18 protein-coding genes and 1 pseudogene are annotated in these 19,764 nt (G+C 59.0%); 12 read left to right on the forward strand and 7 right to left on the reverse strand.

What is annotated here, in order from left to right; genetic code table 11:
• Window positions 1–42 precede the first annotated feature (42 nt).
• The 7 genes from AC3CHX_RS09900 to AC3CHX_RS09930 all read left to right on the forward strand — a co-directional run bounded on the left by AC3CHX_RS09900 (window position 43) and on the right by AC3CHX_RS09930 (window position 8,218).
• A complete protein-coding gene (locus AC3CHX_RS09900) occupies window positions 43–795 on the forward strand; it encodes a peptidylprolyl isomerase (RefSeq protein ID WP_488643844.1) in 753 nt (250 codons plus the stop codon).
• A 6-nt stretch (window positions 796–801) separates the two neighbouring features.
• Window positions 802–3,873, forward strand: coding sequence for an ABC transporter transmembrane domain-containing protein (locus AC3CHX_RS09905; RefSeq protein ID WP_488643845.1), 3,072 nt, complete (start codon window positions 802–804; stop codon window positions 3,871–3,873).
• A gap of 28 nt (window positions 3,874–3,901) precedes the next feature.
• Window positions 3,902–5,203, forward strand: coding sequence for a sigma-54 interaction domain-containing protein (locus AC3CHX_RS09910; protein ID WP_488643846.1), 1,302 nt, complete (start codon window positions 3,902–3,904; stop codon window positions 5,201–5,203).
• Between the two features lie 28 nt (window positions 5,204–5,231).
• The gene (locus AC3CHX_RS09915) at window positions 5,232–6,269 is read left to right on the forward strand and encodes a patatin-like phospholipase family protein (protein WP_488643847.1); all 1,038 of its coding nucleotides are present in this window, start codon (window positions 5,232–5,234) and stop codon (window positions 6,267–6,269) included.
• 309 nt (window positions 6,270–6,578) lie between these two features.
• Window positions 6,579–6,833 (forward strand): hypothetical protein, encoded by a 255-nt coding sequence (locus tag AC3CHX_RS09920; RefSeq protein ID WP_488643848.1) that lies wholly within the window; start codon window positions 6,579–6,581, stop codon window positions 6,831–6,833.
• An 82-nt stretch (window positions 6,834–6,915) separates the two neighbouring features.
• Complete coding sequence (locus AC3CHX_RS09925; RefSeq protein ID WP_488643849.1) at window positions 6,916–7,197, forward strand: hypothetical protein; 282 nt, start codon at window positions 6,916–6,918, stop codon at window positions 7,195–7,197.
• 97 nt (window positions 7,198–7,294) lie between these two features.
• The gene (locus AC3CHX_RS09930; protein ID WP_488643850.1) at window positions 7,295–8,218 is read left to right on the forward strand and encodes an adenylate/guanylate cyclase domain-containing protein; all 924 of its coding nucleotides are present in this window, start codon (window positions 7,295–7,297) and stop codon (window positions 8,216–8,218) included.
• Window positions 8,219–8,283: 65 nt separating this feature from the next.
• Here the strand turns inward: AC3CHX_RS09930 and AC3CHX_RS09935 are convergent, their stop codons facing one another.
• From AC3CHX_RS09935 to AC3CHX_RS09955, 5 genes are all read right to left on the reverse strand, one after another.
• Complete coding sequence (locus AC3CHX_RS09935; RefSeq protein ID WP_488643851.1) at window positions 8,284–9,762, reverse strand: efflux transporter outer membrane subunit; 1,479 nt, start codon at window positions 9,760–9,762, stop codon at window positions 8,284–8,286.
• Between the two features lie 10 nt (window positions 9,763–9,772).
• Entirely contained in the window at window positions 9,773–10,915 is a 1,143-nt protein-coding gene (locus AC3CHX_RS09940) for an ABC transporter permease (protein ID WP_488643852.1), read from the reverse strand.
• A complete protein-coding gene (locus AC3CHX_RS09945; RefSeq protein ID WP_488643853.1) occupies window positions 10,912–11,868 on the reverse strand; it encodes an ABC transporter ATP-binding protein in 957 nt (318 codons plus the stop codon). The genes AC3CHX_RS09940 and AC3CHX_RS09945 overlap by 4 nt, the downstream gene beginning before the upstream one ends.
• On the reverse strand, window positions 11,865–12,839 hold the full coding sequence (locus AC3CHX_RS09950; protein ID WP_488643854.1) for an HlyD family secretion protein: 975 nt from the start codon (window positions 12,837–12,839) through the stop codon (window positions 11,865–11,867). The genes AC3CHX_RS09945 and AC3CHX_RS09950 overlap by 4 nt, the downstream gene beginning before the upstream one ends.
• A gap of 101 nt (window positions 12,840–12,940) precedes the next feature.
• Window positions 12,941–13,876 (reverse strand): LysR family transcriptional regulator, encoded by a 936-nt coding sequence (locus AC3CHX_RS09955; RefSeq protein ID WP_488643855.1) that lies wholly within the window; start codon window positions 13,874–13,876, stop codon window positions 12,941–12,943.
• A gap of 135 nt (window positions 13,877–14,011) precedes the next feature.
• Here AC3CHX_RS09955 and AC3CHX_RS09960 point away from each other — a divergent pair, with 135 nt between their 5' ends.
• A complete protein-coding gene (locus tag AC3CHX_RS09960; RefSeq protein ID WP_488644788.1) occupies window positions 14,012–14,944 on the forward strand; it encodes a dihydrodipicolinate synthase family protein in 933 nt (310 codons plus the stop codon).
• Between the two features lie 48 nt (window positions 14,945–14,992).
• On the opposite strand, the gene AC3CHX_RS09965 is transcribed toward AC3CHX_RS09960, so the two are convergent.
• Complete coding sequence (locus tag AC3CHX_RS09965) at window positions 14,993–15,883, reverse strand: 1-aminocyclopropane-1-carboxylate deaminase/D-cysteine desulfhydrase (protein ID WP_488643856.1); 891 nt, start codon at window positions 15,881–15,883, stop codon at window positions 14,993–14,995.
• Window positions 15,884–16,142: 259 nt separating this feature from the next.
• Between AC3CHX_RS09965 and AC3CHX_RS09970 the strand changes: the two are divergent.
• A pseudogene (locus AC3CHX_RS09970) lies at window positions 16,143–16,574 on the forward strand (gamma-glutamylcyclotransferase); the annotation flags it as partial.
• 62 nt (window positions 16,575–16,636) lie between these two features.
• On the opposite strand, the gene AC3CHX_RS09975 reads toward AC3CHX_RS09970, so the two are convergent.
• Window positions 16,637–18,111, reverse strand: a protein-coding gene (locus AC3CHX_RS09975; protein WP_488644718.1) for an IS3 family transposase whose coding sequence is annotated in 2 segments (ribosomal slippage) — window positions 16,637–17,680 and window positions 17,683–18,111 — 1,473 coding nt in all. Because the reading frame shifts where the segments join, the coding sequence is not laid out codon by codon here.
• Between the two features lie 81 nt (window positions 18,112–18,192).
• On the opposite strand from AC3CHX_RS09975, the gene AC3CHX_RS09980 reads away from it, so the two are divergent.
• From AC3CHX_RS09980 to AC3CHX_RS09990, 3 genes are all read left to right on the forward strand, one after another.
• Window positions 18,193–18,369 (forward strand): gamma-glutamylcyclotransferase, encoded by a 177-nt coding sequence (locus tag AC3CHX_RS09980; RefSeq protein WP_488643857.1) that lies wholly within the window; start codon window positions 18,193–18,195, stop codon window positions 18,367–18,369.
• Between the two features lie 106 nt (window positions 18,370–18,475).
• The gene (locus tag AC3CHX_RS09985; protein WP_488643858.1) at window positions 18,476–19,135 is read left to right on the forward strand and encodes a LysE family transporter; all 660 of its coding nucleotides are present in this window, start codon (window positions 18,476–18,478) and stop codon (window positions 19,133–19,135) included.
• Between the two features lie 114 nt (window positions 19,136–19,249).
• Window positions 19,250–19,729 carry an HAD domain-containing protein gene (locus AC3CHX_RS09990; RefSeq protein ID WP_488643859.1) on the forward strand — a complete coding sequence of 160 codons (480 nt, stop codon included), beginning with the start codon at window positions 19,250–19,252 and terminating at the stop codon, window positions 19,727–19,729.
• Window positions 19,730–19,764: the final 35 nt, after the last annotated feature.

Below are 19,764 nucleotides of genomic sequence, written 5' to 3' on the forward strand. Positions count from 1 at the left end.
GCACTCTTCAACTTCTGGTCACAATGTCAAGGAGCAACTGAGATGACGGCGATTGTGCGTATCGATGATGAAGTCATTGGCATCGAGGATTTCGTCAGATCCTTGAAGTTCTCAGGACAGTTCGAGAGCCTCATCGAGCAACTCGTGCGAGACAAACTCACGGTCCGCGCGGCGAAGAAACAAGGGATTCCCGTGTCTGCGGAAGAGATCCAGGAGCGGGCCGATCAGCTGCGCAGGGTCCAGGGCTTGCATAGAGCGACCGACATGAACCGCTACCTCGACGCGCTTGGGGTCAGCCTGGACGAATTCGAGGCCTTCATCACGGATACCCTGTATCAAGAGAAGATGATGGAACAGGTCTGCAGCAACCAGGCGGTGGCAGACTACTTCAAATTGAATTCTCCCAAGTTCGACAGTGTCGAGGTGAGCCATATTGTGCTTGACACGGAAGGCGAGGCGAAAGAGCTGATGTTTTCCCTCAGGGAAGATCCGGACAGCTTTGCCGAGTTGGCGCGTGAGCATTCGATCGCCGATACGCGCGAGCGCGGGGGCGTCATCGGCAAGGTGCTGCGCGGATCTCTCAAGAGCGATGTCGAAGCCAAGGTATTTAACGCGGCGGTGGGGGACTTGCTCGGGCCATTCCCTTCCTCCGACCGTTCTTTTTACGAAATCTTTACGGTGAGCGCGAAACATCCCGCCGTGCTGGACGAGGAAGCCACGGTTGAGGTGCGGCGCCTGCTGCGCGAACAATGGCTGTTGGCGAGGGCACAGGAACACATCATCGAGACGCGTTAGAGGCCTATGGACGCGTCATCAGAACTGCAATCCCTCGCAGATTTCCTGGCATCTGTAGAGATATTGTCCCCATTCACGCGCGCCGAGCTCGAGCAACTGGCTGAGCACGCACAGTCCCGGTTTTTTGCATACGGCGAAACGGTATGCAATGCCGGTGAACCCGCTGACGGCTTGTGTGTGATCAAGTCCGGGTCGGTGCGCATCTTTACGGAAGAGCAGGGCAAGGAAATCAGCATGGGTGTGCGCAAGGTGCGCGAGGTATTTGCCGAGATCGCCATGTTGCGCGAGCACCGGCACGAATCCTCGGTGCGCTCCTCGGCGAAGACCGAACTGTTGTTCATACCGCGCGCGGTCACCGAGCCCCTCCTCTCGCGCAACCCGGCAGCACAAGCCTTTGTTGCCAGTTACGTGGCGATCAATTCGGCCGGGGGCTTCGTTACCAGCCTGTTTGACCTGCACGGCAAGCTGAGCAAGAGCGAGCTTGAGGACGCGGTGCGCAGCGTCGGCGTGAAACGCGTTGGCGCCGGCAAGGAGATCCTCAAGCAGGATTCCAAAGAAGACCGCAGACTGTATGTGGTGCGTCACGGCGAAGTCCGCATCGTGCGCCACGAGGATGGCGCAGAGTATCCGCTGGCAACGCTGGGGCGCGGTGAGATTTTCGGTGAAAAAGCCTGCGTGATGCGCCAGGAGCAGATGGCATCGGCAATTGCGGACACCGATACCAGGCTGCTGGTGATTCCTGAGAAGACCGTGCATTTCATTCTGGAGCGCAACCCGAAGTTGCGGGAAGTACTGGAAGAGCGCATCCAGTTTTCCGAAAGGGAATTGCAACGCCAAAAGAAGTTGGCGGAAAGACGCAAGCGGCCGGTCACGCTCGATCTGCGCTCCAAACCCGAATTCGGCGAGAAAGTCATCCGGCGCTTTGCGCTGGTGGAACAAGCTGAAGAGATGGACTGCGGCGCCGCCTGTCTGGCAATGCTGTGCCGGCACTATGGCATCCCCATGACGCTGGGTAAACTGCGCGAACTGGCCAACGTCACGACGGAGGGCGCCACGCTCGATAGCCTGGCGCGCGCGGGCGAATCGCTCGGCTTCACCACACGTGGCATCAAGTGCACTTATGAACCGCTGATGGGCTTCGATCTGCCGTTTATCGTGCACTGGGAAGGTTACCATTACGTCGTCGTGTACGGCATCTCGAAACGCTGGGTGTGGGTGGCGGATCCGGCGCTCGGCTTCAAGAAAATGCGCGTCGAAGAATTCGAGCGCGGCTGGAGCGGTACCTGTCTGGTCTTCACGGCCGGTCAGGACATGGCGCAGGCGGCCGTAGCGCGTTCGCCTTGGGTCCGCTTCGTGGGTTATCTGCAACCCTATAAAAAAATCCTCCTGCAGCTGTTCCTGGCGACTTTCGTGATCCAGATGCTGGGGATCGTTCCACCGCTCATCATTCAAAACATCCTGGACGGGGTCATCGTCCATCAAAACGTCAGCCTGCTGCACCTGCTCATCATGGGCCTGGTCATTTCCAATCTGTTTAGCCAGATCATGGCGACGATCAGGGCCTACCTGGCGAACTTCATGGTGCGCAACATGGACTTCGCGATGATGTCGCAATTTTTCAGGCATACGCTGTCGCTGCCGTTCTCTTTCTTTGCCAAACGGAAGACTGGCGACATCTTTGCGCGCTTCCAGGAAAATCAGACGATACGCGCCTTTCTGACGGAATCGACGGTGACGACAGCGCTGAATTTATTGATGGTGTTCATCTATTTCTCGGTCATGTTTTTTTATAACGTGAAGATGACGCTGCTATTGATTGCGTTCGTCATCCCGATCATGCTTCTGACCGCGCTGGCCACCCCGAAAATAAAAAATTATGCGCGCGAGGTGTTTACCGCATCGACCGACGCCAAGGCCTTCCTCATGGAAACCCTCGGTGGCGTAGAGACCGTCAAGGGCATGGGCATCGAACGCCCGGTACGTCTGAAATGGGAAAAGAAATACGCCAAGGCGCTCGAAGTCCAGTATCGGGCGCAGGTATTCCATATCCTGGTCGGGCTCGCCAGTCAGCTGCTGCACGCAGCGACCACGATTACCCTGCTTTGGGTGGGCGCGAATCTGGTGCTGACGCGCGAACTGAGCATCGGCCAATTGATCGCATTCAATGCGTTGACCGGCAGTGTGCTGACACCATTGATGGGATTGGTAGGGCTGTGGAACCTGCTGAACGACGCGGGCGTGGCGATGGAACGCCTCGGCGACGTGCTCGACATCGCACCGGAACAAAAGCCGGAGGACTTGCCCTCGCGCGTCATGCTGCCCGATCTGCAGGGGGCGATCAGTCTGGAAGGCATCTATTTTCGCTACGGCGGCGACGAAACGGCCTATGTTCTTGAAAATATCAGCTTCGACATCAGGCCGGGAGAGCTGGTCGCCATCGTGGGGCGCAGCGGATCGGGGAAAACGACATTGGCCAAGCTGCTGGTCGGCTTCTATCCACCGACAGAAGGAAAATTGCTGGTCGATGGCTATGACCTGAGTGTGATCGACAAGGGCTATTACCGGGCCCAGATCGGTTATGTCATGCAAAGCAATCTGCTGTTCTCCGGGACCATCGCGGAAAACATCGCCAGCGGCGATGACGGTTCGGATCGCCGGCGCATTGAAGAAGTAGCGAGGATGGCGGATGCGCATGCGTTCATCAGCAAAATGCCGCTGGGTTACGACCAGGTGGTGGGTGAGCGCGGCATCGGCCTGTCCGGCGGCCAGATCCAGCGGCTCTGCATTGCCCGGGCGCTATACCACGATCCGCGCCTGCTGGTCTTCGATGAGGCGACCTCGGCATTGGATACCCAGTCCGAGAGCAACATTCTCGGCAACATGCATGACATTCTCAAAGGGCGTACCGCCGTGATCATCGCGCACCGGCTCAGCACGATCATGCGTGCCGACAAAATCCTCGTGCTGTACGAGGGGGCGATCGTGGAACAGGGGCGGCATGAGGAACTGGTGGAACGCAAGGGTATGTATTACCAACTGGTCCAGAAGCAACTTAGTGCATCGATCACCCCGCCGTGAACGACGGAGCATCTCAGAGAAAACCTGCATGAAAATACTCGACCAAAGCGGACCCGGACGATCGGCGATCTCCTACGCGGCCCTGCTCGAAAAAATCGAAATTCTGCGCTCGACGCTGCGCTGGTCTTCACGCCTGGAGCGGCCGGACATCGACAAGCTGCTGCGGCAGGCCGGATCCCTGCGCGACGAGGTGATGCAGTTGTCGCACAAGGAACGGTTCGTGCAGGCGGCAGTCGCAGAGCCTGCCCCGCGCGATCAAGTGCCGCGCCAGCGGCGTCAGGCGCTGCTCGATCGCAGCTTCGTTTTTGAAGGGACCTTCGGGGATAACCCGAAGCTGCTGGAGGCCCTGGAGATTGCGGAGAAGGCAGCCCCCACCGATCTGCCGGTACTCATAGATGGCGAAAGCGGGACCGGCAAAGAACTGATGGCGAAGGTCATCCATGCCAACGGGGCGCGCGCCGATAAACCGTTCATCTCCGTCAATTGCGGGGCGATCCCGGACAATTTGCTGGAATCCGAGCTGTTCGGTCACCGGAAAGGCGCCTTCACAGGCGCGTCCGGCGATCGCAAAGGCAAGTTCGAAAGCGCGCACAAGGGCACCATATTTCTCGACGAAATCGGCGAATTGCCGCTGCACGGGCAGGTCAAGTTGCTGCGTGTGCTGGAGGCGCATGAGATACAGCGCGTGGGATCCGATGAAACCATTTCCGTGGACGCCCGTATCGTGGCCGCGACCAACAAAAATCTGCGTCGCTTAAGCGAGCAAGGCGCATTCCGGGAGGATCTGTTTTACCGGCTCAGCGTCATCCATGTAACGTTGCCGCCGCTGCGGGAGCGCAAGGACGAGATTCCTTTGCTGTTTGCATTCTTTGGAGACGAGGCGGCGGAAGCCCTGAAACGGCGCCCGCTACAGATGACCCCGCGCCTGCGCGATTTTCTATTGAATTATGCTTATCCGGGCAATATACGGGAGTTGCGCAACATGATCTACCGCCTCTCGTGCCTGGCCGGCGATACCGCGGACATGGAGCACCTTCCCGAGGATATACGGCCCGGGCCGTCCGTCCTGACGGCTGACAGCGCTGCAGGAAACGGCGCGGGCAGCGTGTTGAACCTTAGCGCGCTGGGCGACGCCAAACGCGCCGCCAGCGATGCGGCGGAAAGAGGGTTTCTGGAGCGCGGCCTGCAGGAAGTGGGCGGCACGGTGGCGGAGTTGGCAAGGCGTTGCAACATGAACCGTTCCCATCTGCAAATATTACTGAAGAAGCACGGCATCCATTCGAAAGACTTTCGACCTCATGCTGCAACGCAAGACGAGAAAAAGACCTGATATTTCTTAAACCCCGAGGAGGTTTGTGATGGCGACCAGGAACAAGCCGGGTGCACCGAAGCCGATCGCGCTCGCGCTGCAAGGCGGCGGCATGCACGGCGCATTCGCCTGGGGCGTGCTCGACCGGCTGCTGGAGGACGGCCGGCTTGAAATTGAAGGCATCAGCGCGACCAGCGCCGGTGCGATGAATGCCGCAGTGCTGGCCTACGGGCTGCTAAAGGGGGATGCCGACAACGCGCGCCAGGCGCTGCACGGGTTCTGGCGCGCTATTGCGCAATCGGCCGAGAGGTACAGTCCCTCCCGCTACCTGCCATGGGTGAAAGGACGCCACACCTTCGGGCTGGACCACTCGCCCTTGTACCTGATGGCGGACATTATCCTGCGTATCATGTCACCGTACCAATTCAATCCCCGCAACATGAATCCGCTGCGCAAGATACTCGAGCAACATGTCGACTTCGCCGAATTGCGCAAACATTGCCCGATCCACCTATCTCTATGCGCCACCAATGTCGAGACCAGCAAGATACGCATCTTTTCGGGCCAGGACATGTGTATCGAGGCGGTGCTTGCTTCGGCCTGCCTGCCAACCCTGTTCCAGGCGGTAGAGATCAACGGTGAATATTACTGGGACGGCGGCTATGTCGGCAACCCGGCCATTTTCCCGCTGATCTACAACTGCAGCACACACGATGTGGTGATTGTCCACATCAATCCGATCGTTCGCCCCGGCGTACCGACCACGGCGGCCGACATCCTCAACCGCATCAACGAAGTGAGCTTCAATTCGTCACTGATGCGTGAGATGCGCGCCATCGCCTTCGTCACCACGCTGATCCAGCAAGGCAAGATCGAGCGCGGCGAGATGAAGGAGATGTTGATCCACTCGATTCGGTCCGACCAGACCATGGCCGCACTCGGGGTGTCGAGCAAATACAACGGCGACTGGGATTTCCTCTGCTCGTTGCGTGACAAGGGACGGGCCGAGGCCGGGGCCTGGCTCGAGGAAAACTACCAGCACATCGGCCAGCGCCCGAGCATCGACATCGCCAAGGAATTTCTCTAAGCCAAAAAAATGCTGCCCGGATGATCGCCTTGTAGCTGATCGCAGCGTCGGGCGGTGCTAGCGGCGAAGGTGTTGGGCTCCATCCGACAGTTGCCATGAAATGTGTTTGTCACAGCCAGACACTTGATCTCCGGCCATTTCGAAAAGCATCGCGAAGCGATGATCTGAAATAGAAATATTCCTATATTTTTCAATCACTTGCGTTTATTTGCACAGCACATGACCCGGGCTGGCACGGCCTATGCTCTATGTTCATCGAGCGCAACGAAATGCTCATCCAACCGGAACCAAACTTTTAGGAGAACTGAAATGAAATCGACTCTGATGATCAAAGACCTGTCCCTCGACCAACAACTCGACGGCCGTGAAATGGCTGCCGTACGCGGCGGTTATAACGTCTCGAATATCGGCAGCTTCAACCAGGCCGCTGCCCAAGGCGGCGGGTTTGCCAGCCCCAACACGCAAATCGGCGTGTTCGCGCCAACGGTGACCAATACCGACGTCAACTTGACCAGCCTCAGCAATGTTCTTGGCAATATGCGTGCAGGGGTGGTCCAGATCTGACGGGCCGCGAGAGCCGCCCGGGAACAGTCCCATCCTGTGCGGCTCTCCGCGTTCACCTGCTTGGCAATTTTGGAGATATGACATGAGTGCAATCACGATCAATGACCTCCCTGCAAGCTGCGCCCTGGACCGCAAGGCGATGGCGTCCATCAGGGGCGCCGACGGTGCCCCGTGGGTGTATGGATGGATCAGTCCTTACGCTCCGGCAACCCCCAGCTTCGTTCCGGTCATCAACTTCTACCAGGTCAACAACAGCTTCTATGCCGAAAAAATGATTAATCAGTCCCAAGTCGTCAATATCAACAATTCGGGGGCCAATTCGAACATTAACGCGGTCCTGCTGAGCTCCGTCGCCGCGGCATAAGTATGGGGCGACTGGTGGTGTGCGAACACCTCGGACTTTGGCATTCCGGCTGTAATCCCGGCTGTAATCTCGGCTGTGATGCGGCTATAATTTTCGTATGTCCGATTCGACCGCGCAGACCCAGCCACTCAGGCACGCAACCGCAACTGAGGTAGCGATTCTGTTTGCCGATATTGCCGGCAGCACCAGGCTGTATGAAACGCTGGGGGATGCGCAGGCCAAGGCGCTGATCGACGAGTGCCTCGACACCATGCGCACGGTCATCGAACGCCACGCCGGACGGGTCATCAAGACCATCGGCGACGAAATCATGTGCACCTTTCCCGACGCCGATCGGGGCCATCTGGCCGCTATCGACATGCAATTGAAAGTCGCCGGTCTGCCCATCGTGTCCGGCCTCAAGCGTTCGATCCGGATCGGATTTCACGCCGGCGTTGTGATCGAGGAGTGCGGCGACGTGTTTGGCGACACGGTGAATACCGCCGCGCGCATGTCGGTCCTGGCAAAAGGCGATCAGATCATCACTACGCTATCCACCGTGGAGCGCCTGTCGCCGATGCTGCGCGAATCGACCCGGCGCATCGCTGCGCTCGCGGTCAGAGGCAAGGCCGACGACATTAATATTTGCGAAGTCATCTGGCAGGGCGGCGATGACCTGACGATGATGACGCTGTCGGGCGGCGCGTACGCGGCGCAGATCGAATTGCATCTCACGCATGGCACGCAGAGGCTGGTGCTCGGCCAGAGTGGCCCCGGCATCGTACTCGGGCGCGACGCGAGTTGCCAGATCGTAATCGCCGACCGCAAGGCCTCACGCCTTCACGCGCGCATCGAGCGCCGCCGCGACAAATTCTTTCTGGTCGATCAGAGCACCAACGGGACTTTTATCAGCATCGCCGGCGAAGCCGAAATCAGCCTGCGCCGCGAGGAACTCATGCTACGCGGCCAGGGACGCATTGTGTTCGGTCACTGCGGCGGCGAACCCGGCCAGGAAACCGTCGAATTTATCGTGCGCGGATGATGTTCGTGAGACCTTCGGTTTGGCGTAAAGGCAGAGATTCAACAACGGCGTGTTGAACCGGCGGTTCATGGCGGCGCGTTCCACCAGCCGCCGCCCAAGGCTTGTAACAGCGCTGCGGTATCGGTATACCGGGTTGCTTGTGCGGCGATACGGTCGAGGTCGGTCTGCTTGCGCTGGCGCTGTGCGTCGAGCAGGTTGAGGTAGCTGACGCCGCCGGCCTCATATTGACGTTGCGTGACGGCCAGGCTGCTGGCGGCGCTGGCGGCCGCTTGCGTGCGTGCCTGCAGGGTTTGTGCGTCGTTCTCCAATGCGCGCAAGACATCCGCCACCTGTTGCAGCGCTTGCAGAACGGTTTGCTGATAGGCCGCCGCCGCCGCGTCGTAGGCGGCAACGGCTGAGCGCTTTTTCGCGCGCAGTTGGCCGCCGTTCAACAACGGTTGCATTAATTTAACGCCGACGTTCCAGACATTGATGCTGTTGGCCAGGTCGCCGATGCCGGTCCGTTCCGAGCCCAGACTGCCTGACAGCGTGATTTGCGGATACAGATTGGCCGTGGCGACGCCGATCTGGGCGCTGGCCTGGTGCAGCGTGGCTTCCGCGGCACGAATGTCGGGACGCTGCCGCGCCAGCATGGAGGGCAGACTCAGCGGCAGCGTATCGGGCAGCGTCAGCGTATCCAGATCCAGCGGCTGCAGGTCGGTTTGCGCCGGTGCCTTGCCCACATACACGGCAAGCTGATGACTGACCTGCGCCAATTGCTGGCGCAGGGGTGGCAGCATGGCATCGCTTTGGGCCAGCAAGGTGCGCTGGTTCGTCACATCCAGGCTGGCGATGCCGCCGGCGGCAAAACGCTGTTCCATGATGCCGAGCTGCGCGCGCTGCAGTTGCAGCAGCTGCCCGGTTGCGACAATCTGGGCCTGCAAGGCAGCTTGCCTGATGGCCGCAGTGACCACATTCCCCGCCAGGGTCAGGCGTGCGGCCTGAAGCTGGTATCCCTGATTCTCCACTTGCGCCTGCAAGCCTTCCAGTGTGCGCCGGTTGGCGCCGAAAGCATCCACCGTGTAGGAGATGTTCAGCGCGGCGTTATACAGCGTAAAGGGGCCGGATTGCGGGATATTCGGGACGCCGAGCGCCGCGGTATCGACCTGCTGGCGGCTGTTGCCAAGCTGCGCATCGACGCGCGGATAGCGGGTGCCGGATTGCGCGCTCAGGTTTTCGCGCGCTTCGCGCAAAGTAGCCTGGGCCTGGACCAGCGTAGGACTGTTGGCAAGGGCGGCATGCACCAGCGCGTCCAGCTGCGGCGAATGGAACGCCGTCCACCATTGCGCCGGAATGTCCGCGCCCATCTCAAACCGTTGTGCCGCACCGCCGGGACCGCTGCCGCCGCTGGTGGCCAGCGGTTGCGGGTCCGGCGTGTACTGCTGCACGGCGGCTGCCGCGGGTGCCTGGAAATCGGGGCCGACCGCGCAGCCGCCCGACAGCAACGCAGCGGCGACACCCAGTGCCGGGCACAGCATGGCGGAGCGCATCAAACCAGGCTTCATATGGCTTCCCTCAATCCAGTGTGCGGCGGTAAAAACGCACCGCAATGCCCATCACGAGGACAGTGAACAGCAGCAGTGGCCAGATACTGGGCCACAGATCCGCGAGGCCGTTTCCCTTCAGCAGAATGCCGCGTATCAAGCGGTTAAAGTAAGTCAGCGGTAACAGGTTGCCGATGAACTGCGCCCACTTCGGCATCCCTTGAAAGGGAAACATGAAGCCGGACAACAGCATGTTGGGCAGGAAGTAAAAGATCGTCAGCTGCATTGCCTGCAACTGATTTTGCGCGATGGAGGAGAGGGTGATGCCGACGGTCAGGCTGGCAGCGATGAACAGCAGCGCGGCCAGGTAGATCGCGATGATGCTGCCGTGGAACGGCACATGGAACATGAAGCGGGCGCCGAGCAGGATGATGCTGGACTGCAGTAGTCCGATGGCGATGTAAGGCATGATCTTGCCGGTGATGACCTCGATCGGCGTGACGGGGGTGGCGAGCAGGTTTTCCATGGTGCCGCGTTCGCGTTCGCGGGTCATGGCAAGCCCGGTCATCATCACCAGCGTCATCGAGAGGACGACGCCCATCAGGCCCGGCACCACGTTGTACTGGCTGATGCCTTCGGGGTTGTAGAGCCGGTGCACCTGCACGTCGAAGGCCGGCGCGCCGCCGCTGAATTTTGCCAGCGGCCCTTGCAGGTCCTTGACGCTCACCGCTTGCACCAGTTGCGGCAACGCTCCCAGGGCCATGGCGGTGGCGGTGGGATCGGTCGCGTCGGCCTCAACCAGCAGCGCCGGGCGCTGGCCGCGCAGCAGGTCACGCGTGAAGTTGGCCGGGATGTTCAGCACGAACAGTACCTTTCCCTGCGCCAGCGCGGCACGGCCGGCTTCTTCGTCCGGCAACTCAGCGACGATGTCGAAGTAGTCGGAGGCCTTCATCGCAGCGATGAAGGTCCGCGTGAATTCGCTGTGATCGGCCGCGATGATGGCGGTCGGCATTTGCTTGGGGTCGCTGTTGATCGCATACCCGAACAACAGCATTTGCATGATCGGAATCATCGTGATCATGCGCAGCGTGACACGGTCGCGCATGAGTTGCAGAAACTCCTTGAGCACGATGCTCCACCATCGGGATAGAGAAAAACCGGCGAAGCGGCTCATGCCTGGTCTCCGAAATTATCGGCCGAGCGGTTCATCATGTAGATGAACGCGTCCTCCAGACTGGTGTCGATCAGCTCCATGCGCAGATCCTGGCCCTGCGTCAGGTGGCGCAGGGTTTTCTCGAGCTGTACGGCATCTTTGCCGCACACATGCAGGGCGGCACCGAACGCTTCGGTCTGATCGACGCCGGGCTGGCCGCGCAGTTTTTCCGAGAGCGCCACCAGGTTAGCGCCGTGCACGGCCCAGGTGGTGAGATCCTGACCGGCGACCACCTCGGCGGCGGTGCCTTGTACCAGCAGTTGGCCGTAGGCCAGGTAAGCCAGTTTGTGGCAGCGCTCGGCTTCATCCATGTAGTGCGTGCTGACCAGTACGCTGATGCCTTGCGCCGCCAGCGCATGCAGTTCTTCCCAGAAATCGCGGCGGGCGCTGGGGTCGACGCCGGCGGTGGGTTCGTCCAGCAGCAACAGTTCCGGTTCGTGCAACATGCAGGCGGCCAGCGCCAGCCGTTGTTTCCAGCCGCCGGAGAGCGCGCCGGCCAACTGTTTGGCGCGGCTGCTTAAACCCAGTTTCTCGAGTGAGCGTTCGACCGCTTCCTTGCGGTTTTTCATCTGGTAGATGCGGGCGACGAAATCCAGGTTTTCGCGAATGCTCAGATCGTCCCAGTAAGAGAATTTCTGGGTCATGTAGCCGACCCGCTGCTTGATCTGGTCGCTTTGACTGATGATGTCAAAGCCCAGGCAGGAACCGCGGCCGGAATCCGGCGTCAGCAAACCGCACATCATCCGGATCGTGGTCGTCTTGCCGCTGCCGTTGGGACCCAGGAAACCGAAAATTTCTCCGCGCCGCACCTGCAGCGAGAGATCCCTGACCACGTGCTTGTCGCCGAAGTGCTTGTTGATGCGGTCAACCTCAATCACCAGATCGCGCTCGGCGTGGCTGGCCGCGGCGCTCATGGCATCCTCACTTCGAGCGGTTGCCCCGGGTGCAGCTTGGGCGCATCCGCGGCGGAAGGGTGCGCCTCGATCATGTAGACGAGCTTGGCGCGGGATTCGTTGCTGTAGATGATAGGCGGCGTGTATTCGGCCTCGGTGGCAATGTAGGAGATGCGCGCCGGCAGGTCGGCCTGACAGCCATCGCAATGCAGCGTGACCGACTGATTCAACCTGAGCCGTCCGAGTACCGGCTCCGGCACAAAAAAGCGGACTTTCACATTTTCCGGCGGCAGCATGCGGACTACCGGATTCCCGGCCGCGACCCATTCGCCTTCGCGATACATGGTATCGAATATCAGCCCCGCGCGGGTGGCCTGCACCGTCTTCTGCGCCAGTTTCCAATCGGCTTGTTCCAGTGCAGCCTGCAAGGCGGCGACCTGCGCTTGCTGCGCCTGGATTTGCGCAGCGCGGTTAGGCAGACGGTCGACCGCCAGCTGGCTTTGCCATTGCCGGACCTGGGCTGCGCTCGTCTCCGCGGCGGAGCGTGAATCGTCGAGTTGTTGTCTGGCGATGCCGCCCGCCCGATATTGGGTCTCATCGCGCGCCAGTTGCAGCCGGGCTTTGTTGGCCATAGCCTGTGCTTGCACCAGTTGTGCCTGCGTTACACCGACCTCTTGCGGGCGCTTGCCGCTCTGGATGTCGGCCAGCTGCGCTTCTGCGGTTTGCAGCTGGCGCTGGGCCTGTTGCCGGGCTGCGCTTTCAGCGCCGGATTCGAGCGCGAATAACGCTGTTCCGATCGCGATCTGCTGCCCGCGCACGACCGCCAGACGATCGAGGCGACCGGATTGCGACGACGACACGGCGACGTATTCGCCTTCCACGTAGCCTTGCCAGACGTTGTCCCGACTTGGCGAACAAGCTGCCAACGCAATGCACGAAGCAGTCAGCGCGGCAGCGGCCTGGTGAAAACGTTGGGCAGAGCGTTGTAGCATGAAGCTGTCTCCTGATCGGTCGTGACTGCGAGCTTGGCCCGGCATGGCAAGTCTATGCCGCGCGCGCGGTGTTCGCTACAACTTTACTATTCCAGGCTCGGTCAATGCACCAGATTTCTGTCGCGCAGCAACTGAATGAACTGATCTGCCGCAGGGGAAAGTGTTCCGCCTTTCCTGGTGACGATGCCGAAGGTTTGGCTTTTCGATTTCAGCTTCACGGGCAGGATGCGCAGCATTTTATGCCTGGAAAACAATTCGGCGACGTCAGTCGGCAATATAGAAACCAGATCCGTACTGCGATGAAGAATCGCTACGGTGACGAACGTGGATGCGGTCGAAATCTGATTCGCGGGCATGCTCAAGCCCGCGAGATCCATTTCCCTTTCCATCAATGCGTGCATCGGCATCTGGCTCGGATAGACGACCCAGCGGTGATCCTGCAAGTCGTGGAAGGTAAGCGTTTTGCCCGGAAACGGCGGATGGGCGTAACCCACCACCACTGAAATCGGCTCATCCCCCAACGGCTGATAGTGATACCTGGAAGGCTGATCACTCACAATCGAGCGGCCTATCACCAGGTCAAGGCGTCCATCGTCGAGCAAGGCCAGCATCCGCATGCTGGTATCTTCAACTACCTCGATAGCCAGATTGGGTTGCCTGGCGTGCAGCCAATTCAAAATCGGCACCAATACCTCCGGGACGGCGCCCATGATGCAGCCAATCGCCAGCCGGCCGCCCTGGCCGGAGCGTATTTCAGCGATGTCCCGACACAAAGACGTCAGATCCGTCGCCAGCAGCCGGGCATACCGAATGATGCAGTGGCCGAACTGGTTTGGAATCATGCCGCTTTTTGATCTTTCAAACAAAGGCGCTTCCAGCATCGATTCGAGTTCATGCAGCGCTTTGCTGGCTGCCGACTGCGTCATCGCCATCGCGCCTGCCGCCTTGTGCATGGATTTGTGATCGTCGAGCGCAATCAACAGCTGCAATTGCTTCATGCGCAACCTGCTCATCAGCACGTCAATCGTATTTTTCATATGAGTCGTAAAAGCGATCACCAGATGGAAACAATTCACTATACAGCATGCGTTGCGGGACCTTATAGTCGCTTCACAAAACAACGGCGCAAACGCCGAAAACGTCACGTACTGTTTAAAACGGAAGTAAAAATGATGGATAAAGTAACGACCCAACCGTACTACCGTGGCGTTTTCCCGGTGGCGCCGACCATTTTCGACGAGCAGGGCGGCCTTGATCTGGACGGTCAGCGCCGCTGCATCGATTTCATGATCGACGCCGGCTCCCATGGCATCTGCATCCTGGCGAATTTTTCAGAACAGTTTGTGCTCACGGATGAAGAGCGCAGCATCCTGATCCGCACCGTGCTGGAACACGTTGCCGGGCGCGTGCCGGTGATCGTGACGACCACGCATTTCAGCTCGCGCATCTGTGCGCAGCGCAGTTGCAGTGCACAGGATGCCGGCGCGGCGATGGTCATGATCATGCCGCCGTATCACGGCGCCACTATTCGCGTCGGTGAACGCGCCATCTATGAATTCTTCAGTGCGGTGTCTGATGCGATCGATATTCCCATCATGATTCAGGATGCGCCGGTCAGCGGGACGGCGCTGTCGGCCCCATTCCTGGTGAAAATGGCAAAGGAAATCGAAAACGTTTCCTATTTCAAGATCGAGGTCCCGCAGGCTGCAGGCAAGCTGCGTGAAATCATCGAACTGGGCGGCGACGCCATTCTGGGGCCGTGGGATGGGGAAGAAGCCATTACGCTGATGGCCGACCTGGACGCCGGTGCCACCGGCGCCATGACCGGAGCCGGCTTTCCCGACGGCATTCGCGCGATTTTCGATGCGTATAGTGCCGGCAATACCGAGCAGGCAGCAGCCCAATACCAGAAATGGCTGCCGCTGATCAATTATGAAAACCGGCAAGGCGGGCTGGCTTCCTGCAAGGTGCTGATGAAAGAGGGCGGCATTATCGCGTCGGAGGCCGTACGCCATCCGCTTCAGGCGCTGCATCCGGCGACCCGCGCAGGCCTGATCCAGATCGCGCGCCGTCTCGATCCGCTGGTGTTGCGCTGGGGGCAATGAAGCCATTCCATTTCTGCATCCAAAGCGAACGCGGCGCAGGCGCACGGATCAATCCGCAAATCCGCGCGCCCCTTGCAAGCCACCCGTATGGATGGCGACGATGCGTTCATCTTCACGAAATATGTTCGCCTGAACCATTTTCTTGAGCGCAAAAAATAGCTTGCCGGTGTAGAGCGGTTCTATCGGCATGCCGAGTTCGCGCGAAAAATCGCGGCAAAACTGCCTTAGTTCGGGAGGGGCTTTGCCGTACCCGCCGTGATGGGCATCCGTGATCAACTCATAGTTCCGGTAAGCCGGATAGCCGGCCTGTTGTAGCAATACGGCAATTTCTTTATGTAAATATGCAGCGTTCTTGAGAACGGCGATTCCTATGACGCGTCCCTTGCCTTGCAGGCCTGCCAACAGTCCCGCCAGCGTTGCTCCAGTGCCGCAAGCGACCATGACGACCTCAGGAATAAAGGGCAGTTCGTGAATCAGTTCAGCGACGCCGCGCAGCGCTGCCGGGGTACTCCCGCCTTCGGGGAACCAGACATGACTGTCGTCCGCGTGATCGACATGGCGCCGCCACTCTTCCGGGATATCCCTTAGCGCGCGGTATTCGTCGCGCGACACAAATTGAAGTTGCATGCCGAGGCGTCGGCAGTCGTCCAGCGTGGCGCTGGCGGTCGTTTGCGCGCCACGCACCAATCCTCTGGTAGGCCAGCCAAACAGCGCCCCCGCGTGGGCCAGCGCATGAAGATGATTGGACCATGGTCCGCCCATCGTGGTCAGCGTCACGCTCTGACCGCGCAGCGCCAGCAGCGGGTATTTGAGCTTGCGAAATTTATTTCCGGAAACCTCGGGATGCAGTAAATCATCACGCTTGACCCACACGGCGCGGCCAAGAAACGACGGCGTTCCTATATGCTGACAGGGAGATGGCAGGCTGGAAAATTGCATGAGAAGTGATCATTCAACAATAAGAGAATGGGGGATTTTATCTTGCGCTTAAAAAGATGACGCCATTTCGCGTTGCAGCGCGAAAACGGATGTTCTGGAAGCGCCAGACTTGACCGCGCTGATGCATATTACTGCGAGCGTCCGGCACCGGAAATAGGTAAGATGAACGCTTGTTCCGGCGCAAGATTTTATGCTGCGCCCGGCAACCGGAATAGTCGATTCCCCGTACACGCCAAGTGAGAATGAAAAGGTCCATCCCATGTCTGCCGACACCACCGCGATCAACAAATCGATGGATAGATTCGATGACCATCACAGTGTCTGGCTATTCGGCTACGGCTCGCTGATATTTAAAGCCGATTTCCCGTTTGTCGAGCGACGTCCGGCACTGATCATGCACTGGACGCGACGCTTCTGGCAGGGTTCGCATGACCATCGCGGAACGCATGCAGCGCCCGGCAGGGTGGTTACCCTGATACCGCAAGCCGGCGCGATTTGCGAAGGCATGGCTTATCTGATTACCCCGCAGGTTTTCGAGCATCTCGATTATCGCGAAAAGAACGGGTATCTGCGCCTCAGTACGGAGATAAGGTTTGAGGATGGTACCAGCGCCGAAGGACTGGTGTATATCGCTACCGAGGAAAATGCCGCCTTCCTTGGACCGGCCTCCGAACTTGAGATTGCCCGGCAAACGGAATGTGTCAATTGATTTGAAACACCAGTTTGAATGCGATGAGAGTCTAAATCTCAGTATCAAGCAGCGTTTTTCTCCCTGGTTGGTGGGTTAATCCAAGCGGCAGTGGGCAGTTTGTGTGGTTGCGGCAGCCGGCTCTTGAAACGATTTGGGTTGCGCTGAAACGCCACGCTTAGCGTGATCTGCCGTTGTTGGCGCACTTCTGCAGCGCGGCCCGTATGGACGTTCTCCGGCGTCATCATGCCGATCCCGGAGTGCCGGTGCTGGGTGTTATACCAGGCGAAGAACGGTACGCAGTGCGCTCTTGCATCGGCGATCGAACCAAAGCGTGACGGGAAACCGGGCTGATATTTCAAGGTCTTGAATTGCGCTTCCGAATAGGGGTTGTCGTCGGAGACATATGGCCGGCTGTGCGATTTGACGATTCCCAGATCGGCTAACAATGTGGCCACAGGCTTGGAACGCATGCTGCTGCCACGGTCGGCATGCAAGGTCAGCATGCCAGGCACGATACATTCTTTCGCGGCACTGTCGGCAATCAGTTGTTCGGCCAGTTCGGCGGTTTCCTGCTCGGCCACCATCCAGCCGACGACATACCGGCTGAAGATGTCGAGGATGACATACAGGTGGAAGCAGGTGCCCCTGACTGGCCCCTTCAATTTTGTAATGTCCCAGCTCCACACCTGGTTCGGCGTCACAGCCAACAACTCCGGCTTGGTGTATTCCGGATGCCTGAGCTGATTGCGTCGTTCGCGCACGGCGGTACAGCCTTGCAATAGGCGGTACATGGTCCTTACCGATGCCAGGTAGCACCCTTCGTCGAGCAACTGGGCATACACGGCAGCTGGCGCACAATTGACGAAGCGCGGGCTATTGAGCGCGTTGAGTACGGCCTGCCGCTCATCGCCAGACAGAGCCAACGGCGGGCGCCGTGCTGGCGCCGGGATGGTCAGTGCGGACGATGGCGGCATCATCCTGGCACGCCGCGCCAGGCGTTCGCGATAGACCGCACTGCGTGGCAGATGCAAGGCGCGGCAGGCGTGGGCCAAACCAACGTCGGCGGACAAGCTGATGGCTGCATTCATCACTTGGGCTCGCTGGGCGCGTCGGCCGTGGTCAGGCCTAACAGAATGGAAAGTTTTTTTTGGACGTCGATGATGAGGTCTGCCTTGGCCAGCTTGTTGCGCAAGCGTTCATTCTCACGCGTCAGTTCAAGCACCAGACGGGCCTCTGCCGCGCCCGGTTTGATTTTTGGGCCGCGCTTGCGCTCGACGAGAAGTGCCTGTTCCGCGGCGTCGCGCTGCTTGCGCCAGGTCGCCAGATGCGACGAGTAGATGCCTTCCCGGCGCAACAGCGCGCCAATGTCGCCAACTGCGACGCAAGCGTCAGCGGCGATGAGAATGCGCTGCTTCTCGGCCTTGGAAAAGGAGCGCCGTTTCGCCGTTGCCACGACTTCGGGATTGGGCCGCGCCGCGCCGGAAGAAGCCTCTTCAGTCGCCCTGCGGGCTCCTTGCGTGGCTTCTTCCGGCGCAATGGCGTCTGCTATGTTGATAATCTGCTGCTTTCGGTTTTGCATATTGGGAACCTACCGTTGTACTCTAAATTAATTGGGTAGGTGTCTCAAGTTATATTGGCACGGGGGGAAATCGCGGCATCGGCTGGACCGAGCGGTCATAACAAAGACTATCTGACCGACCTGGCTGCGGCGTTGCGGGCACTCGGTAAAGACGATCCCCATGTGTTTGGCATTGAACGGCATTTGAAAAAACTGCAGAGCGATGCGCAGCTTTGAGGACGTAAGCGCCGGATGAAAAGAGTTGCCGCCAGCCAGAGCAAACACGTAATCCGCTCACACAGTTAAAATGGCGGACCAATAAAGCAAATTTCAAGAGATCAGTATGGATATTCATGTTTGGGCAGCGTATTTATTAGCGTCGCTTCTTATCGCGGTATCGCCGGGTTCCGGCGCAATCCTGTCCATGAGCCATGGCGTGCGTTTCGGCGTAAAGCACACCGGGGCCACGATTCTGGGCCTCGAGTTCGGTCTGGTCGTGATCCTGCTGATCGCCGGCGCAGGGGTCGGCTCGCTGCTGGTCGCATCCGAAATGGCATTCAACATCGTGAAGATACTAGGCGCGGCCTATCTTATCTACATCGGCTTTTCGCAATGGCGCGCACCGGTAGTGAATGTTGAAAACAGCACACGCGCTAACGAAAGACTGGAGCCGGCAACCGAGATGCCTACCTGGCGCCGCCGCTGCGCGACTGGATTTTTTACCAACGTCACCAATCCAAAAGGCATCGTTTTCATGGTTGCCGTGTTGCCGCAATTCATCAGTCAGGACCGTCCATTGGGACTGCAACTGCTAGTCATTTCGCTCACCACGGTGGCAATTGATGTGGCCGTCATGCATGGCTACGCATTTGCCGGACGCACCATGCAAAATCTGTTTCGCAACGCGCGTGCCCTCAAAATCCAGAATCGGCTGTTCGGCGGTTTATTAATGGTGATCGGGACCGGTCTGTTTTTCGTCAAGCGCGGAAATCATAGTTTATAAACGAACGCGTTATTGCTGCATTGCAGGATGTGCTTTTCGACAACTGCTCGACGGGTCCGGCCCGGCTGGCATCCGGCACAAAAAAATTGACTCAGCCTTGATAATTGAAACTTAATGAAAATTTTATACCTGGACTACAACGGTGTGCTGCACGACGGCATGGTCATTCGCAATCGGAAACGCGGCCTGTACATCAGCACGCCGGAAAGATCGTTTTTTGAGTGGATGCCGATATTGGAAGATCTGCTCGCGCCATACCCGGATGTGAAGATCGTGTTGTCGACCAGCTGGATCAGGTCTCTGGGATTCGATGCTACCAGGCAGGAACTCACGGAAACGCTGCGCTCGCGGGTGATCGGCTCCACCTTTCATCACCCCAAACTACTGCAAAGCGAATTCGATATCATGCCGCGTGGCATGCAAATCTGGCAAGATGTGGAGCGTCGCAAACCGTCAAGCTGGTTTGCGATTGACGATGACGCATTCGGCTGGCCGACATGGTGTCGGGATCGGCTGATTGAAACAAAAGGGCATTTGGGATTGAGCGACCCGGAAACGCAGGACGCGATTCGGAAAATGCTGGCATCGCTTTAACCTGAAAACCGTAAAAATCTTTCCGAATCCGGGAG

The organism is Glaciimonas sp. OK215 (genome assembly GCF_057787885.1).

What these genes read in the sequence shown, in the direction of transcription:
- AC3CHX_RS09900 (WP_488643844.1), top strand. Translation starts at nt 43, where the DNA reads ATGACGGCGATTGTGCGTATCGATGATGAAGTCATTGGCATCGAGGAT.
- AC3CHX_RS09905 (WP_488643845.1), top strand. Translation starts at nt 802, where the DNA reads ATGGACGCGTCATCAGAACTGCAATCCCTCGCAGATTTCCTGGCATCT.
- AC3CHX_RS09910 (WP_488643846.1), top strand. Translation starts at nt 3,902, where the DNA reads ATGAAAATACTCGACCAAAGCGGACCCGGACGATCGGCGATCTCCTAC.
- AC3CHX_RS09915 (WP_488643847.1), top strand. Translation starts at nt 5,232, where the DNA reads ATGGCGACCAGGAACAAGCCGGGTGCACCGAAGCCGATCGCGCTCGCG.
- AC3CHX_RS09920 (WP_488643848.1), top strand. Translation starts at nt 6,579, where the DNA reads ATGAAATCGACTCTGATGATCAAAGACCTGTCCCTCGACCAACAACTC.
- AC3CHX_RS09925 (WP_488643849.1), top strand. Translation starts at nt 6,916, where the DNA reads ATGAGTGCAATCACGATCAATGACCTCCCTGCAAGCTGCGCCCTGGAC.
- AC3CHX_RS09930 (WP_488643850.1), top strand. Translation starts at nt 7,295, where the DNA reads ATGTCCGATTCGACCGCGCAGACCCAGCCACTCAGGCACGCAACCGCA.
- AC3CHX_RS09935 (WP_488643851.1), bottom strand. Translation starts at nt 9,762, where the DNA reads ATGAAGCCTGGTTTGATGCGCTCCGCCATGCTGTGCCCGGCACTGGGT.
- AC3CHX_RS09940 (WP_488643852.1), bottom strand. Translation starts at nt 10,915, where the DNA reads ATGAGCCGCTTCGCCGGTTTTTCTCTATCCCGATGGTGGAGCATCGTG.
- AC3CHX_RS09945 (WP_488643853.1), bottom strand. Translation starts at nt 11,868, where the DNA reads ATGAGCGCCGCGGCCAGCCACGCCGAGCGCGATCTGGTGATTGAGGTT.
- AC3CHX_RS09950 (WP_488643854.1), bottom strand. Translation starts at nt 12,839, where the DNA reads ATGCTACAACGCTCTGCCCAACGTTTTCACCAGGCCGCTGCCGCGCTG.
- AC3CHX_RS09955 (WP_488643855.1), bottom strand. Translation starts at nt 13,876, where the DNA reads ATGAAAAATACGATTGACGTGCTGATGAGCAGGTTGCGCATGAAGCAA.
- AC3CHX_RS09960 (WP_488644788.1), top strand. Translation starts at nt 14,012, where the DNA reads ATGGATAAAGTAACGACCCAACCGTACTACCGTGGCGTTTTCCCGGTG.
- AC3CHX_RS09965 (WP_488643856.1), bottom strand. Translation starts at nt 15,883, where the DNA reads ATGCAATTTTCCAGCCTGCCATCTCCCTGTCAGCATATAGGAACGCCG.
- AC3CHX_RS09985 (WP_488643858.1), top strand. Translation starts at nt 18,476, where the DNA reads ATGGATATTCATGTTTGGGCAGCGTATTTATTAGCGTCGCTTCTTATC.
- AC3CHX_RS09990 (WP_488643859.1), top strand. Translation starts at nt 19,250, where the DNA reads ATGAAAATTTTATACCTGGACTACAACGGTGTGCTGCACGACGGCATG.